Source organism: Cellulomonas fengjieae, assembly GCF_018388465.1.
In the GTDB taxonomy this organism is placed as follows: Bacteria; Actinomycetota; Actinomycetes; order Actinomycetales; family Cellulomonadaceae; genus Cellulomonas; species Cellulomonas fengjieae.
Window position 1 is genome coordinate 1,643,180 of sequence record NZ_CP074404.1, and the last position, 15,705, is coordinate 1,658,884.

Genomic DNA, 15,705 nt, shown 5'->3' on the forward strand with positions numbered 1-15,705 from the left:
GGTCAGCCGGTCAGCCGGTCAGCCGGTCAGCCGCGAGGCGGCCGCCGCCATGGCGCGGCGGGCGATCCGGTCGACCTCCCGCAGCGCGGTGGAGCGCTGGTCGGCCTGCCACAGGTTGACCGCGGCGCCGTCGTCCTGCGTGGCCAGGGCGACGATCGCCCGGAGCCGAGCGGCGCTCGTCAGCACGCGCGCCCGGCGGCCGTCGAGCCCGGCCGGCAGCCGCCAGGCCGGCACCTCGACGTCACGCAGCGCGGCGACCGTGCCGGCCAGGTCCGGGCGCCACCGGGCCACGTCGAGCCGGACCAGCGCCTCCGTCGCCTGCAGCAGCCCCTGGCGCAGCTCGCGCTCGGCGTCCTGCAGCGAGCCGGTCTGAGCGTGCACCGCGGGGCGCCAGTCGGGCACGTCGCCGACCTCCCACGTGACGAGGTGGCCCGGCTCGAGCGCCGACCCGAAGCGCTCCACCACGGGGACCGCGACCAGGCACCGGTGCGGGGTCCGCACGAGCAGCGCCTCGCCGGCGTCCGTGGCGGCCGAGCTGACGGACGCGGGCGTCGCACCCGGGTCGCCCGGCACGGGCAGGACCGCGGCGACGTCTCGCGGGGTGGCGTCGCACGCGTCGAGCAGCGCGCTCAGCGGCTCGTCCGTCTCGTCGGGCGGCCCGTCGCTCGACGACCGTTGCCGCACGGTGTGGGGCTCGTCGTCGGACTGCACGGCGTCGACCACCAGCGCACGGTCGACGGGGTCCTCGGCGAGCCACAGGGCGAGCAGGACGGAGCGAGGCAGCTCCAGGGTCAGGTCCACCGGACCACGGTAGGGCGTGGCCCTGTGCACCGGCGACCGGCTCGGCGTGGGCGTCCGGGTGCGGCCCGGCGGTTAGGGTCATGCCCATGACCGACGTGCTCGACCTCCAGAACGTGACGATCCGCCGGGGAACGACGACGATCCTCGACAACGTGAGCTGGACGGTCCGCGACGGTGAGCGCTGGGTGGTGCTCGGTCGCAACGGCGCCGGGAAGACCACGCTCCTGCAGGTCGCGGCCGGCCGGATGCACCCGACCACCGGCACCGCGGACCTGCTGGGTTCCCGGCTGGGCACGGTCGACGTCTTCGAGCTCCGCCCGCGCATCGGGTTGTCCAGCGCGTCGCTGGCCGATCGGATCCCCGCGGGCGAGACCGTGCGTGACGTGGTCCTCACCGCGGCGTACGGCATGACGGGCCGGTGGCGGGAGTCGTACGAGTCGCTCGACGAGTCGCGGGCCGGTGACCTGCTGGCCGCGTTCGGCGTCGCGCACCTGGCCGACCGCCACTTCGGCACCCTCAGCGAGGGCGAGCGCAAGCGGGTGCAGATCGCCCGTTCACTCATGACCGACCCGGAGCTGCTGCTGCTCGACGAGCCCGCCGCGGGCCTCGACCTGGGCGGTCGCGAGGAGCTGGTGGCGGCGCTGTCCGAGCTGGCCGGGGACCGCAAGTCACCGGTGCTCGTGCTGGTCACGCACCACGTGGAGGAGATCCCGCCGGGCTTCACCCACATCCTGCTGCTGCGCCAGGGGACGACGTTCGCGGCCGGCCCGATCGACGAGGTGCTGACCGCCGAGACGCTGTCGGGCGCGTTCGACCTCCCGCTCGCCGTCGACACCGTCGACGGCCGCTGGTCCGCGCGGGCGACTTCCCCTCAGGGCTGATCGGGTCTGCCACAGGTTCGCAAAGAGATCGCCTAGGATCGGTACCAGAGCAGGGTCCGCCGTCGGAACCTGCCCGACCGAGGGAGTAGCCCGATGGGGTGGCTGTGGTGGATCGGCGGGGCGCTCGCCCTGGGGATCCTGGAGATGCTGTCGCTCGATCTCGTGCTCGCGATGTTCGCCGGCGGAGCCATCGCCGGCGGGATCTCCTACCTGTTCGGCGCGTCCGTCCCGGTCCAGTTCGTGGTCGCCGCGCTGACGTCCGTGCTCCTGCTGTTCACGCTGCGGCCCTGGCTGCTGCGCCACCTCAAGGCGCGGATGCCGCTGGTGGAGACCAACGCCGCGGCCCTCGTCGGACGCGACGCGGTGGTCGTCTCGACGGTCACCGGTGAGGGCGGTCGCGTCAAGCTCGCCGGTGAGGTGTGGAGCGCCCGCGTGGAGGCCGCCCAGACGATCCCGCCGGGGACCGAGGTCCGCGTGTCTCGGATCGACGGCGCCACGGCCGTGGTCGTCCCGGTCACCGGCCCCTGAGCCCCACCCCCGGGCTGCACCGCCCGAGATCTCACTCACGTACGCCGCACGGGCACCTGGTCCGCGCGTGACCCCTGGAGGATCCATGGACGACCCGAACGGCGGGCAGATCGCCCTCTTCATCGTGCTGGGCCTGGTGCTGTTGTTCGTCGTCATCGCGCTGGTGCGGGCGGTCAAGATCGTCCCGCAGGCCGTCGCGATCATCGTCGAACGGCTCGGCCGCTACTCCCGCACGCTGGACGCCGGTCTGCACCTGCTCATCCCGTTCGTCGACCGCGTGCGCGCCGGCGTCGACCTGCGCGAGCAGGTGGTGTCGTTCCCGCCGCAGCCCGTGATCACCTCGGACAACCTCGTGGTGAGCATCGACACCGTCATCTACTTCCAGGTCACCGAGCCCAAGTCGGCGGTCTACGAGATCGCCAACTACATCCAGGGCATCGAGCAGCTCACCGTCACCACGCTGCGCAACGTCGTCGGGTCCATGGACCTCGAGCAGACGCTGACCAGCCGCGACCAGATCAACGGTCAGCTGCGTGGCGTGCTCGACGAGGCGACCGGACGCTGGGGCGTGCGCGTGAACCGCGTCGAGCTCAAGTCGATCGACCCGCCGGACAGCATCAAGGGCTCGATGGAGCAGCAGATGCGTGCCGAGCGGGACCGCCGCGCGGCGATCCTCACGGCCGAGGGGTTCAAGCAGTCCCAGATCCTCACCGCCGAGGGCGAGAAGCAGGCCGCGATCCTGCGGGCCGAGGGTGGCGCGCAGGCGGCGATCCTCACCGCTGAGGGCGAGGCCCGGGCGATCCTGCAGGTGTTCGACGCGGTGCACCGCGGCGACGCCGACCCCAAGCTGCTGGCGTACCAGTACCTGCAGACGCTGCCGAAGATCGCGGCCAGCCCCGCGAACAAGATGTGGTTCCTGCCGTCCGAGCTCACGAGCGCGCTCGGCGTGTTCGCCAAGGGGTTCGGCGGACCGTTCTCGGGCGACGGCGGCGCGGTCGCGGACTCCGACCGTGCCGCGGGAACGTCCCCGCTGGGGGACGACGACCTGCCGCCCACCACGCTGACCGACCCGGCCGAGGCGCTGGCGGAGGCGCGGCGGGAGTCCGCCGCGGCGACCGCCGACGCGACGAGCTCGGGAACGCTCAGCGGGCTGCCGTTCGACCCGGCCGCGGAGCTGGGCCAGCGGCCCGGCGGGGGAGCGGTGCCCCCGCGGGCGCCGGAGCCGCCCGTGCAGGACGAGCCGACCACCTGACCGACTGATCGACTCACGAGGGGCCGGGTCCGAGAGGGCCCGGCCCTTCGTCGTGTTCGCTCGCGGTGAACGGTTAATCGCTGCCGGAGTGAGCACTCACTCAGTTAGTGTCGCGCGCATGGACATCCTCTCGGCGGCCCGGACGGGCAGAGCGACGCCGCTTCCTCCCGACGAGCGGCGGGCGGCCATCCTCGTCGCGGTCCGTCCCGTGCTCCTCGAGCGGGGCGTGGCCGTCACGTCGCGCGAGCTCGCAGAGGCCGCCGGGGTGGCGGAGGGCACGCTGTTCCGGGTGTTCGCCGACAAGGCGACACTGGTCCGCGAGGCGATCCTGACGGCGATCGACCCGGCGGGATCGGTCCCGGAGCTCGCCGCCATCGACCGGTCGTTGCCCCTGCGTGACCGTCTCGTCGCCGTGCTCGCCCAGGGTCTCGCGCGGGTGGACGACTCGATGCGCTGGATGTCCCTCCTGCACGAGATCGGCCGGCTCGATCCCGCCCGCCCGCCCGCGGAGCACCACGAGTCCGCGGTGCGCCTGTGGAGCAGGCGGCAGAAGGCGGGCAACGAGGCCGTCACCGCGACGATCGCCTGGCTGCTCGAACCCGACCAGGACCGCTTCCGGCTGCCGCTGGAGGAAGTGATCGAGCTGCTGACCACCGTCCTGCTCGGCACCTCCGTCCGGACGATCGACGCCGCCCGCGGGGGGATCGAGATCGCACCCCCCGACCCCGCCAGGCTCGTCGACCTCGTCCTGCACGGTGTCCTCGCCGACGGGAGCCCGCGATGCTGACCACCCTGCTCAGGGACCACCTGCGGCCGTACCGGTCGGCGGTCGTCGCGGTCGTCGTGCTGCAGCTCGTGCAGACGATCGCGACGCTGTACCTGCCGAGCCTGAACGCCGCGATCATCGACGACGGTGTGGCCCAGGGCGACACGGCCGAGATCATGCGGATCGGCGCCGTCATGCTCGCGGTGACCCTCGTGCAGGTGGTCGCCGCGGTCGTCGCGGTCTACTTCGGCGCGCGCACCGCGATGGCGTTCGGCCGGGACGTGCGCAAGCGGCTGTTCGGGCACGTGCAGACGTTCTCCGCGCGGGAGGTTGCCACGTTCGGCGCGCCGACGCTCATCACGCGCACCACCAACGACGTGCAGCAGGTGCAGATGGTGGTGCTGCTGACGTTCACCATGATGATCATGGCGCCGATCATGCTGGTGGGCGGCGTCATCATGGCGATGCGCGAGGACGTCGGCCTCTCGTCGGTGCTGCTCGTCGCCGTGCCCGCGCTGGCCGTCATCATCGGCCTGATCGTCACGCGGATGATCCCCTACTTCCGGACCATGCAGAAGCGGATCGACGCCATCAACCGGGTGCTGCGCGAGCAGATCGCCGGCGTGCGCGTGGTGCGGGCGTTCGTGCGAGAGCGCCGCGAGTCCGCGCGGTTCGCCTCCACCAACGCCGACCTGTACGACACGTCGCTGCGCGTGGGCAAGCTCATGGCGCTGATGTTCCCGGCGGTCTTCCTGGTGCTCAACGCGACGACCGTGGCCGTGCTCTGGTTCGGGGCCCAGCGCATCGACGCCGGGGCGCTGATGATCGGCCAGCTGACGGCGTTCCTGTCCTACATCGCCTACATCCTCATGGCCGTGATGATGTCGACGATGATGTTCGTGATGGTCCCCAGGGCCGTCGTGTCGGCCGAGCGCATCGGCGAGGTGCTGAGCACCCGGACGTCGGTCGTCCCGCCGGAGCGGCCCGCGCAGCTGCGGACGGGTGCCCGGTCGCGGCCCGGCCTGGTCGAGCTGCAGGGCGTCGAGTTCCGCTACCCGGGAGCCGAGCGCGCGGTGCTGCACGGCGTGGACCTCGTGGCCGAGCCGGGCAGGACCACCGCGATCATCGGGTCGACCGGGTCGGGCAAGTCGACGCTGCTCAACCTGATCCCGCGCCTGTTCGACGTGACCGGCGGCCGGGTGCTCCTCGACGGCGTGGACGTCCGTGACCTCGACCCCGAGCAGCTCTGGGGTCAGATCGGGCTGGTCCCGCAGAAGCCCTACCTGTTCGCCGGGACCGTGCGCTCCAACCTGGAGTACGGGCGACCGGACGCCTCCGACGAGGAGCTCTGGCACGCCCTGGAGGTCGCCCAGGCGCGGGACTTCGTCGAGGCGCTGGAGGGCGGCCTGGACGCGCCGATCGCCCAGGGCGGGACGAACGTGTCCGGTGGCCAACGGCAGCGGCTCGCCATCGCGCGCGCGCTGGTGCGCCGCCCCAGCATCTACCTCTTCGACGACTCCTTCTCGGCCCTCGACTACGCGACCGACGCGCGGCTGCGCGCGGCGCTGTTCCCGGAGACCCGGGAGGCCACCGTGCTGGTGGTCGCGCAGCGCGTGGCCACGATCCGGCACGCCGACAGCATCGTCGTCCTGGAGGACGGGCTGGTGGTGGGGGTCGGGACGCACACGGAGCTGCTCGAGTCGTCCGAGACCTACCGGGAGATCGTGTACTCGCAGGTGAGCGTGGAGGAGGCAGCATGAGCGCCGACGAGGCCGAGGCGCCCCCGGCGCGGGTCCCGGTCCGGCGGGGCCCGGGTGGCGGCGGGCCGATGGCCAGCCTGGGCATGCCGGGTGAGAAGTCGATGGACTTCCGCGGGTCCGCCACGCGGTTCCTGCGCGAGATGCGCTCCGAGCGAGCCCCCATGGCGCTCATCGTGGTGCTCGCCGTCGTCTCGGTCGTCCTCGCCGTGATCGGCCCCAAGCTGCTCGGCACCGCGACGAACATCATCTTCGACGGCGTCATCGGCGCGCAGTTGGCGTCGGCCTTCCCGGCGGGCACCACGACGACGGAGGCGGTCTCGGCGCTGCGGGCGAGCGGCCAGGACACGTTCGCGGACGTCGTGGAGGGCAGCGGGGCGGTGCCCGGCGTCGGGATCGACTTCGAGCGCCTGTGGCAGCTGCTGGCCGTGGTGCTGGCGATCTACGTGGGCTCGTTCCTGTTCAGCTGGCTGCAGGGCCGGCTGACGGCCGTCGTCGTGCAGCGGACCGTGTACGCGATGCGCCAGGACGTGGAGTCCAAGCTGTCGCGCCTGCCGCTGCGGTACATCGACTCCCAACCGCGCGGGGAGCTGCTCAGCCGCGTCACCAACGACATCGACAACGTCGCGCAGACCCTGCAGCAGACGCTGTCGCAGCTGATCACCGCCGTGCTCACCGTGGTAGGCGTGCTGGTGATGATGTTCATCATCTCGCCGCTGCTGGCGATCATCGCGCTCGTCACCGTGCCGCTGTCCGTCGCGATCGCCGGGGCCATCGCCAAGCGGTCGCGACCCCAGTTCACCGAGCAGTGGGCCTGGACGGGACGGCTGAACGCCCACATCGAGGAGATGTACACGGGTCACTCGCTGGTGACCGTCTTCGGCCGGCAGGCCGAGGCCGCCGAGGTGTTCGCCGAGCGGAACGACAAGCTCTACGACTCGAGCTTCCGGGCCCAGTTCATCTCGGGGATCATCCAGCCCGCGCTCGGCTTCGTCGCCAACCTCAACTATGTCATCGTGGCCGTCGTCGGCGGCCTGCGGGTCGCGTCCGGCACCATCACGCTCGGCGACGTGCAGGCGTTCATCCAGTACAGCCGGCAGTTCACGCAGCCGATCACGCAGATCGCGTCGATGGCCAACCTGCTGCAGTCCGGGGTGGCGTCCGTGGAGCGGGTGTTCGAGTTCCTGGACGCTCCCGAGCAGTCGCCCGACCCGGCGGACCCCGTCGCGCCGGTCGAACCCGTGCGCGGCCGGGTCGCCTTCGAGCACGTCACGTTCAGCTACTCGCCGGACAAGCCCCTCATCGAGGACCTCTCGCTGATCGCCGAGCCGGGGGAGACCATCGCGATCGTCGGCCCCACCGGCGCAGGCAAGACGACCCTCGTGAACCTGCTCATGCGGTTCTACGAGGTCGACGGCGGCCGGATCACGCTGGACGGGGTCGACACGCGGGACCTGACCCGGGACGCGCTGCGCTCGCAGATGGGCATGGTCCTGCAGGACACCTGGCTGTTCGGCGGCACGCTGGCGGAGAACATCGCGTACGGCGCCGACGGAGCCACCCGGGAGGAGATCGTCGCGGCCGCGGAGGCGACCCACGTCGACAAGTTCGTGCGGACGCTGCCCGACGGCTACGACACGGTGGTCGACGACGAGGGCGCGAACGTGTCCGCGGGCGAGAAGCAGCTGCTCACCATCGCGCGGGCGTTCCTGGCGGACCCCCCGATCCTCATCCTGGACGAGGCGACGTCGTCGGTGGACACCCGCACCGAGGTGCTGGTGCAGCAGGCGATGAACGCCCTGCGGCACGGGCGGACGTCGTTCGTGATCGCGCACCGGCTGTCCACCATCCGTGACGCGGACACGATCCTGGTCATGGAGGACGGAGCCATCGTCGAGCAGGGGTCCCACGACGAGCTGCTCGCCGCCGGCGGTGCGTACGCGCGGCTGTACCAGAGCCAGTTCGCCGCCGCGGTCGCGCCGGTGGACTGAGGTCCCCGGGTGGGGGCCTGGCCAGCACGTACGCTCGGCGCATGCCCTCTGCGCCCGGCCCCGAGACCACGGGGTTCCACCGCGATCCCATGACGATCGCCTTCTACGGCTCCTTCATCATCTGGGGCTGGCTGCTCTACAGCTTCAACCCGAGCGTCCCCCTGCTCGCGGACGAGCTGGGCATCTCCGCCGCGCAGGCGGGGCTGCACGGCACCGCGATGGCCGCGGGCGCGATCATCGCCTCGCTGCTCACGCCCTGGCTCGTGCGGACGCGCGGGCGGCGGGACGCGATCGTCGCGGCGTGCGGCTTCGTGACGGTCGGTGCCCTCGGGCTCGCCCTCGCGCCGGCGCTCGCCTGGAGCCTCGCGGCGATGGTGGCGGCGTCGGTGGGCGGCAACGTCGCGATCAGCTCCGCACAGGCGGGACTCGCGGTCCGGCACGGGAGCAAGGCGTCGGCCGCCGTGACCGAGGGCAACGGCGTCGGCTCGTCGGTCGGCCTGCTCGGTCCGCTGGCCGTCGGCGCCTTCGTGGCCCTCGGCTGGGGCTGGCGGCCGGGCGTCGCCGTGACGGCCGTCCTCGCGATCGCCACCGCGGTGGTCGTGGCGCGCATCCCGGTGGGTGGCGCGATGACGCCGCCACAGGTCGCTGTCGCGGGCACCCGCGAGCGCGCCGCCCGGACCGGGACCTCGCTGCCCGCGCGCATCTTCGTGGTGACGCTGGTCGCCGCCGTCTCGCTGGAGTTCGCCACCACGTACTGGGCGACGGGTCTCGTGATCGAGCAGACCGGTGCCGGACCCGGGATCGCCGCCGCGACCACGGCCGGGCTGGTGGCGGGCATGTCCGCGATCCGGTTCGTCGTCGGCCCGCTGTCGCTGCGGGTGGCGCCGTTCGCGCTGCTCGCCGTCGCGTTCCTCGTGGCGATCGGCGGGTGGGCGATCCTGTGGACCGCCACCTCGCCGACGGTCGCGATCGTCGGGCTGGTCGTGGCCGGCATCGGGTACGGCGCGCAGTACCCGCTCGCCATCTCGCTCCTGCTGGCCACCGCACCCGGCCGGGCGGACGCGATGCAGGCGCGCGCGACGCTGGTGGGTGGACTGGCCATCGGCGTCGCGCCCTTCGCGCTCGGTGCGCTCTCGGACGCCGTCGGCACGCACCGGGCGTTCCTGGTGGTGCCCGTGGTGGCCCTCGTGGGTGCCGTCGCGGCGGTTCTCGGCGGACGGGCGTCCGGTCGCGGGCCCGCGCCGGTGGCGCCGGAGCTCAGCGTGGCGGCGGGGCGGTAGCCCACAGCCCCGTGGCAGGCTTGCGCGCATGCCCACGCCGCAGCACCGGCTCGCCGACGCCGTCGTCACCGTCCTCGACCGGGACGGGCACCCGCTCGCACACACCGACGTCGTCGTCGCCCAGCAGCGGCACGAGTTCCTGTTCGGCAACATCGGGTTCGACCTCGTCGGGCTCGCCAACGAGGACGAGCCGGCCCGGGCAGAGGTCAGCGCCCTCGCCGACCTCTGGCTCGACGTGTTCAACGCCGCCACGCTGCCGTTCTACTGGGGCACCTTCGAGCCCGTGCGGGGCGCCCCGGCCACCGACCGGCTCCTGCGGGCCGCGCGCTGGTTCGCCGACCGGGGCGTCGCCGTCAAGGGGCACCCGCTGGCGTGGCACACGGTCGGCGCACCCTGGCTGCTCGACCTCACGACGGACGAGATCGCCGACGTGCAGGACGCGAGGATCCGGCGCGAGGTCGCCGACTTCGCAGGGGTGATCGACACCTGGGACGTGATCAACGAGGTGGTGATCATGCCGGTGTTCGACAAGGAGCCGAACGGGCTGACGCGCCTGGCCTGGGACCGTGGGCGCATCCCCACCATCCGGCTGGCCTTCGACGCGGCCCGCCAGACGAACCCGTCGGCCACCCTGCTGCTCAACGACTTCGACATGTCCACCGCCTACGAGTGCCTCATCGAGGGAGTGCTCGAGGCCGGCATCCGGGTGGACGCGCTCGGCCTGCAGAGCCACATGCACCAGGGGTATTGGGGCGAGGAGAAGACGCTGGCGATCCTCGACCGCTTCGCGCGCTTCGGTCTGCCGTTGCACCTGACCGAGACGACGCTGCTGTCGGGTGAGCTCATGCCCCCGCACATCGAGGACCTGAACGACCACCAGGTGGCGTCGTGGCCGTCGACCCCCGAGGGCGAGGCGCGGCAGGCCGACGAGGTGGAGCGGCACTACCGGACCCTCGTCGGGCACCCCGCGGTGCAGGCCGCGACGTACTGGGGGATCACCGACGACGGCGCCTGGCTCGGCGCCCCGGGAGGCCTCGTGCGCGCCGACGGCACCCCGAAACCCGCGTACGACGCGCTGCGCGCCCTGGTCAAGGACGAGTGGTGGCTGGCGCCGACGACCGTGCGGACCTCCGCCGCCGGGTGCCTGCCGGTGCGCGGGTTCCGCGGCACGTACTCGGTGGACGGCGTGCCGTTCGAGCTGGCCGGTGACAGGGAGGTCGTCGTCCGGCTGGGAGGATGAGCGCGTGCCCGTCGCCTCCGTCCAGCCCGTCACCGACCCCGCCGACGAGCGGCTCGCCGACTACGTCTCCCTGACCGACGTCGCGCTGCGCTCGCGGCAGGAGCCCGCCAAGGGCCTGTACATCGCCGAGAGCTCGACCGTGCTCGGCCGCGCGCTGGCCGCCGGGCACCGCCCGCGCTCGGTTCTGCTCTCGCCGCGCTGGCTGCCGGACCTGGAGCGCCTGCTGGCCGGGCTGCCCGCCGACGACACGGTCGTACCCGTGTACGTCGCCGAGGAGCCCGTGCTCGAGGCCATCACCGGCTTCCACGTGCACCGCGGTGCGCTGGCGGCCATGCACCGGCCCGTCCTGGCCCCTGTGGCGTCGCTGCTCGCGGGCGCCCGACGCGTCGCCGTGCTGGAGGACATCGTCGACCACACCAACGTCGGCGCGGCCTTCCGGTCCGCCGCCGCGCTCGGCGTGGACGCCGTCCTGGTCACCCCACGGTGCGCCGACCCGCTCTACCGCCGCTCGGTCCGGGTGTCCATGGGGACCGTGTTCCAGGTGCCGTGGACGCGCATCGACCCCTGGCCCGAGGGCATCTCGGCGCTGCGCGAGGCGGGGTTCGTGACGGCCGCGCTGGCCCTGTCCGAGGACGCGATCACGCTCGACGAGCTGGTCGCGGACCCGCCCGAGCGGCTGGCGCTCGTGCTCGGTGCCGAGGGGCACGGGCTCAAGCCGATGACGGTCGCCGAGTCCGACCTGGTGGTGCGGATCCCCATGGCGGGCGGCGTGGACTCGCTGAACGTGGCGGCTGCCGCAGCGGTCGCGTTCTGGGCGACGCGCGTCCTCTGACCTGTCAGGCCGGCTCGTCGCGCGGCAGGGTGTAGCGCAGGAAGCCCGTCGTCCTCGACCACGTCTCCTTGCGCGCGTACGTGGTCAGGACCGGCTCCCCGCCGTGGCGGAAGGTGACGCCCGGACCCGGTCCGAGGCTCGTGGTGAACGCGCCACCCGGTGGCCCCGCGATCATGTGGCCGACACCCGGCAGGATCACGTGCGCCCACGGGTACGGGTGCTGCGCGCGGCGCAGCCGCTCGGCGGCGACCGCGCTGTACCCGGGTGAGTCCCACATCTGGTCGTCGGCGGCCGACACGAGCAGCACACCGCCCCGGATGCGCTCGACCGGGATGCTCACGCGATCCAGCTCGGCGGGGTCGGCCGGCAGCGGCGCGAACGCGTCACGCAGCGCGACCGGCTCATGCCGCTCGATGAGGTCGACGAGCTCGGGGGAGACGGCGTACGGCAGGAACGGCACGGGCTCACCGCCGACCGTCCACGCCGGTCCCGGCGTCCGCAGGATCCGGTCCAGCCGACCCGCCCGGTAGTCGATGCCCTGTGTCACCACGCCGCTGCCGACGACGCTGACCACGGACCCCACCCGCTCGTCGCGGCTCCCGACCAGCAACGCCGCCTCGCCGCCGCGCGATCCACCGAGCAGCCCGATCGAGCCCGGCCCGAACCCCCGTGACTCGAGCAGGTCCAGTGCGCGGGTGAAGTACTCCAGGGGCACGTCGACCAGCACGGGCGGCACGTCGTGGGCGCCGAAGTACGCCAGAGCGAGGGCGGTGAAGCCCTCCTCGGCGAGCGCGACGGCGTCCCGCTCGTGCATCCCGCCCTCGGAGCCTCCCAGCACCACGACCGCCCGCTCGGAGCCGCCCCGGGGCTCGACCAGCACGCCGGTCACCCCGTGCGACCGGCACACCTGCCGGTTCCGCGTGACACCACGATTCGTTCGGCTCATGGCAGCACGCTAGTGACGGCCACCGACATGGTTCAGCGGTGCTGGCCGCGGTGGTCGCGGGGGAGTCGGCAGGTGCGTCCGGCGCGGGGGAGCCAGGCGCCGCACGCGGCCTCGGCCTCCGGGTCGACGGCGACGACGGGGACGTCGACGGCCGGCTCGGGGTCGGCGCCGGCGGCCGTGCCCGGTTCCGCGACGAGGTCCAGCAGCTCCGTGGCGACGTAGACGGTCCGGGTCCGGTCCGCCTTCTTGTCCGGGCGCAGCACGCCCGCGCCGGTCAGCGACTCCAGCGCGTTGCGGGCGGCGACGGGGGTGACGTCGTACCGCGCTGCCGCCGACGCGGCGTCGACCACGGGGTGCGCGGGCAGGTCGTCGAGCAGCCGGTACGCGACCCCGCGCCGGACGCGGCCCGTGGGCGACCGGTCGCGCAGGTAGACGTCGAGGGCGGATCGCTGCCGGCGCTGCCAGTGGGTGACCTGGGCGGACAGTCGCAGCGCGTCGACGGCAGCGGCGCTTACGGCCTCGGCGACCACCGTGACGATGGCGACGCCCTGGTCGCCCCGGCGGAACGTGTCCAGGGCGGCGTAGTAGCGCTCGCGGTCGCGGAACAGCGCGGTGCTGACGGGCAGGGTGATCCGGGGTGCGAGGCCGTAGCGGGCCAGCACGGTCCCGATCAGCACCCGTCCCGCGCGGCCGTTGCCGTCGGCGAACGGGTGGATCGTCTCCAGCTGGGCGTGGGCCAGCGCCGCCGCGAGGACGGGCCGGTGGCGCTGCGAGGACAGGTAGGCGTCGAGGTCGTCGAGGAGCCCGGGCACCAGCTCGTGCGGTGGGGCGTTGTAGTGCGCCTCCAGCGGCGTGCGACCGCCGATCCACACCGGCTCGGTGCGGATGCCCGCGTGCCGCGGGGTGATGAGCCGCTGGAGCTCGACGACGTCGCGGACCAGGGACACGTCCGGGTCCAGGGCGCGCTGCGCCGACCCTCGTACCGCGTGCAGGTTGCGGGCGACGGTGACGGCGGACTGCCGGCCGCGCGCCACGAAGTCGGCGACCGCGACGGCGCGCGGCGTCGGCTCGTACCCCTCGATCAGGGAGGACGCGGTCGCCTCGGATCGCACCAGCAGGTCACCGACCTGTCCGAGGTTCGGGTGGGCGGCCAGGTCGGCCGCCTCGCGGGCACGGCGCTCGGCCTCGTCCAGGAGCTCCGTGACGTGCGGGCTGGCGGGCAGGTCGTGGTCGAGCAGCGAGTCGGGGACGAACGCCCGGTAGGTGCCGGAGCGGGTGTAGCGACGGGGGACGCCGTCGGTCACGCGCGGCGTCCACTGCTGCGTGACGTAGCGGCCCATGCCGGCCTCCCGGTCGTAAAGTTGCCTCCGATGCTACTCGAAGAAACTTTAAGCGAGGGCTAACCCGTCGACGACCTCGATCCCCGGCGCCCGCGCGAGCAGGGCGCCCGGCAGTGCGATCTTTGACCTACGCAGCCCGCTGCCGATGATCACGGCCGGACCGGCGTCGGCGTCGTCCACCGCGACGCGGGCGTCCACCAGCACGCGGTACCGGGCCGGGAGGCCGAGCGGGGTGATGCCGCCGTACTCCATGCCCGACTCCTCGACCGCGCGATCCATCGGCAGGAACGAGGCCTTGCGGACGTCGAGCAGGCGCTTGACGCATGCGTTGACGTCGGCCCGCGTCGTGGCGCGGACGACGGCTGCGGCGACGCGTTCCTCGCCCCCGCGGCGTCCGGCGACGAGCACGCAGTTGGCGGACGCCGACGGCGGCAGCTCATAGGCCGCCGTGAGCGCGGCGGTGTCGGCGAGGTCGGGGTCGATCTCCGTCACCAGGACGGCGTCGGCCACGGCCGGGTCGACCGCCACCCACGCCTCGATCGCGGCCCGCGTCGAGGGTGCCAGCAGGTCGGGATGGTCGAGCGCGCGCACCCAGGTCAGCGTGCCGAGCGTCACCGCTGGTAGGTCCCGACGAGGATCGCCCGGGCGAGCGTGTGGAAGATGACGGCGGTGTTCGCGGCGCCCGGCATCATGTCCGGGCCGAAACCGAGTGTCGGGACGTCGAGCGCGTGCACGACGAAGAAGTAGCGGTGCACCTGGTCGCCGGGCGGGGGAGCGGCGCCGCGGTAGGCGGCGTCGCCGTCGTCGCCACGCAGGGCGAACGCCCCGGCGGGCAGCTCGGCGCCCGTGGCCAGCGAGGTGGTGGTCACCGGGACGTCGGCGACGGTCCAGTGCCACCAGCCGGCCGGGCCGGGGGCGTCCGGGTCGAAGCAGCTGACCAGGAACGACTGCGTGGCGTCGGGGAAGCCCTCCCACGACAGCTGCGGAGAGACGTTGCGGCCCGCGTCGGTGTTCGTGTGGACGTCGGGGATCCGCTCGCCGTGCCGGAAGTCGTCGCTGGTCAGCGTGAAGTCCGGCACCGGCGGGAGCAGCGAGTAGGGGTCGGGGGCGACGGGGCGGGTGAGGTTCACGGCCATGGCGACATCATGGCGCGGGGACCAGCGACGCGCGCGGGGTCGGCTCGGGGTCGCGCCGGCCGACGAGCGCGTGTGCGGGCAGCAGCCGGTCGATGCCGACCAGCACGAGGCCGAGCACGAAGAACCCGACGCCGTAGATGAGCACGTTGAGCAGCAGGCCGCCGTAGCCGAGCTCCGCGACGTCGACGAAGCCGTACGGGTAGTCGCTGCCCGGGCTCAGCAGCCCGCGGACCGTGGTGAACGCGCAGTACGCCACGGGGTACAGCAGCCACCAGGCGGCGTTGCGGATGCGCAGGCGGCGGTGGGGGACCATCAGCACGAAGTGCACGAACGCGGCGATGGGCGTGAGCCGGTGCACGATCTGGTCCCGGGTCAGGCCGAGCGCGACGATCTCCTCACCCGGGGGCGCCGGGTCGAGGATCAGGTAGGAGACCAGCCCGGTGATGAGGATGAAGAGCGTCACCGCGCCGAACAGCCAGGGCGCCGGCCCCGCGCGTCGGGTGAGCACTGCGACGCCACCCCAGAGCATGACCGCCGCGAGCAGCAGGTTCGACTGGTTGGTGAAGTAGACGTAGTCCTCGAGGTCGAACGTCAGCCCCGTGCTGGGTGCCCAGAACAGGGCAAGCAGGCCGATCCCCGCCAGCGCGAGGCGGTAGATCCCGGCGACGACTCCCATGGTGTTCCTCCTGGTCCGACCCGACGGCTCGCCGGGCGTCGAGAACCTAGCCGAGACCTGCGACGTCGCGCGTCGGCGCGCCGCAGGTGGACGCCCAGGCCGTCGCCGCGCGCGTGTCCGACCCAGCCGCTCCTGGTGCCCGTGGGGCTGCTGTGGCGTCTGCATCGCCCCATGCGGCCCAGGGGGAACTCCAGCACCAGGAGCGGCTGCCTCGGACACGGGAGGGGGTCGACGAGGGGCCACAGCCGGCGGAGGGCGGCCGGACGACGGCGGATTGAC

15 protein-coding genes are annotated in these 15,705 nt (G+C 73.2%); 9 read left to right on the forward strand and 6 right to left on the reverse strand.

Going from position 1 to position 15,705, the window contains the following annotated elements; all coding sequences use genetic code 11:
• Positions 1-18: 18 nt before the first annotated feature.
• Positions 19-801, reverse strand: coding sequence for a hypothetical protein (locus KG102_RS07585; protein ID WP_208290089.1), 783 nt, complete (start codon positions 799-801; stop codon positions 19-21).
• A gap of 86 nt (positions 802-887) precedes the next feature.
• On the opposite strand from KG102_RS07585, the gene KG102_RS07590 reads away from it, so the two are divergent.
• The 9 genes from KG102_RS07590 to KG102_RS07630 all read left to right on the forward strand — a co-directional run bounded on the left by KG102_RS07590 (position 888) and on the right by KG102_RS07630 (position 11,328).
• Complete coding sequence (locus KG102_RS07590) at positions 888-1,682, forward strand: ABC transporter ATP-binding protein (protein ID WP_208213684.1); 795 nt, start codon at positions 888-890, stop codon at positions 1,680-1,682.
• A gap of 93 nt (positions 1,683-1,775) precedes the next feature.
• Entirely contained in the window at positions 1,776-2,210 is a 435-nt protein-coding gene (locus tag KG102_RS07595; protein ID WP_208213683.1) for an NfeD family protein, read from the forward strand.
• 85 nt (positions 2,211-2,295) lie between these two features.
• Positions 2,296-3,462 (forward strand): SPFH domain-containing protein, encoded by a 1,167-nt coding sequence (locus KG102_RS07600; protein WP_208213682.1) that lies wholly within the window; start codon positions 2,296-2,298, stop codon positions 3,460-3,462.
• 118 nt (positions 3,463-3,580) lie between these two features.
• Positions 3,581-4,249 carry a TetR/AcrR family transcriptional regulator gene (locus tag KG102_RS07605; protein ID WP_208213681.1) on the forward strand — a complete coding sequence of 223 codons (669 nt, stop codon included), beginning with the start codon at positions 3,581-3,583 and terminating at the stop codon, positions 4,247-4,249.
• Positions 4,243-5,988 carry an ABC transporter ATP-binding protein gene (locus KG102_RS07610; protein ID WP_208290088.1) on the forward strand — a complete coding sequence of 582 codons (1,746 nt, stop codon included), beginning with the start codon at positions 4,243-4,245 and terminating at the stop codon, positions 5,986-5,988. Before KG102_RS07605 ends, KG102_RS07610 begins: the two co-directional genes overlap by 7 nt.
• The gene (locus KG102_RS07615) at positions 5,985-7,976 is read left to right on the forward strand and encodes an ABC transporter ATP-binding protein (RefSeq protein WP_208290087.1); all 1,992 of its coding nucleotides are present in this window, start codon (positions 5,985-5,987) and stop codon (positions 7,974-7,976) included. The genes KG102_RS07610 and KG102_RS07615 overlap by 4 nt, the downstream gene beginning before the upstream one ends.
• A 41-nt stretch (positions 7,977-8,017) precedes the next feature.
• Entirely contained in the window at positions 8,018-9,256 is a 1,239-nt protein-coding gene (locus tag KG102_RS07620; protein WP_208213678.1) for an MFS transporter, read from the forward strand.
• 28 nt (positions 9,257-9,284) lie between these two features.
• A complete protein-coding gene (locus KG102_RS07625) occupies positions 9,285-10,496 on the forward strand; it encodes an endo-1,4-beta-xylanase (protein ID WP_208290086.1) in 1,212 nt (403 codons plus the stop codon).
• Between the two features lie 4 nt (positions 10,497-10,500).
• A complete protein-coding gene (locus KG102_RS07630) occupies positions 10,501-11,328 on the forward strand; it encodes a TrmH family RNA methyltransferase (protein ID WP_208290085.1) in 828 nt (275 codons plus the stop codon).
• 4 nt (positions 11,329-11,332) lie between these two features.
• On the opposite strand, the gene KG102_RS07635 is transcribed toward KG102_RS07630, so the two are convergent.
• Genes KG102_RS07635 through KG102_RS07655 form a run of 5 tightly spaced genes read right to left on the reverse strand, consistent with a single transcriptional unit; the run spans position 11,333 to position 15,426 of the window.
• Positions 11,333-12,274, reverse strand: coding sequence for an acyl-CoA thioester hydrolase/BAAT C-terminal domain-containing protein (locus KG102_RS07635; RefSeq protein ID WP_208290084.1), 942 nt, complete (start codon positions 12,272-12,274; stop codon positions 11,333-11,335).
• A gap of 32 nt (positions 12,275-12,306) precedes the next feature.
• Complete coding sequence (locus tag KG102_RS07640) at positions 12,307-13,614, reverse strand: Fic family protein (RefSeq protein WP_208290083.1); 1,308 nt, start codon at positions 13,612-13,614, stop codon at positions 12,307-12,309.
• A gap of 48 nt (positions 13,615-13,662) precedes the next feature.
• A complete protein-coding gene (locus tag KG102_RS07645) occupies positions 13,663-14,229 on the reverse strand; it encodes a YbaK/EbsC family protein (RefSeq protein ID WP_208290082.1) in 567 nt (188 codons plus the stop codon).
• The gene (locus KG102_RS07650) at positions 14,226-14,750 is read right to left on the reverse strand and encodes a YbhB/YbcL family Raf kinase inhibitor-like protein (RefSeq protein ID WP_208213672.1); all 525 of its coding nucleotides are present in this window, start codon (positions 14,748-14,750) and stop codon (positions 14,226-14,228) included. Before KG102_RS07650 ends, KG102_RS07645 begins: the two co-directional genes overlap by 4 nt.
• 7 nt (positions 14,751-14,757) lie before the next feature.
• Positions 14,758-15,426: a Pr6Pr family membrane protein gene (locus KG102_RS07655; protein WP_208290081.1), complete on the reverse strand. Its 669-nt coding sequence runs from the start codon at positions 15,424-15,426 to the stop codon at positions 14,758-14,760.
• Positions 15,427-15,705: the final 279 nt, after the last annotated feature.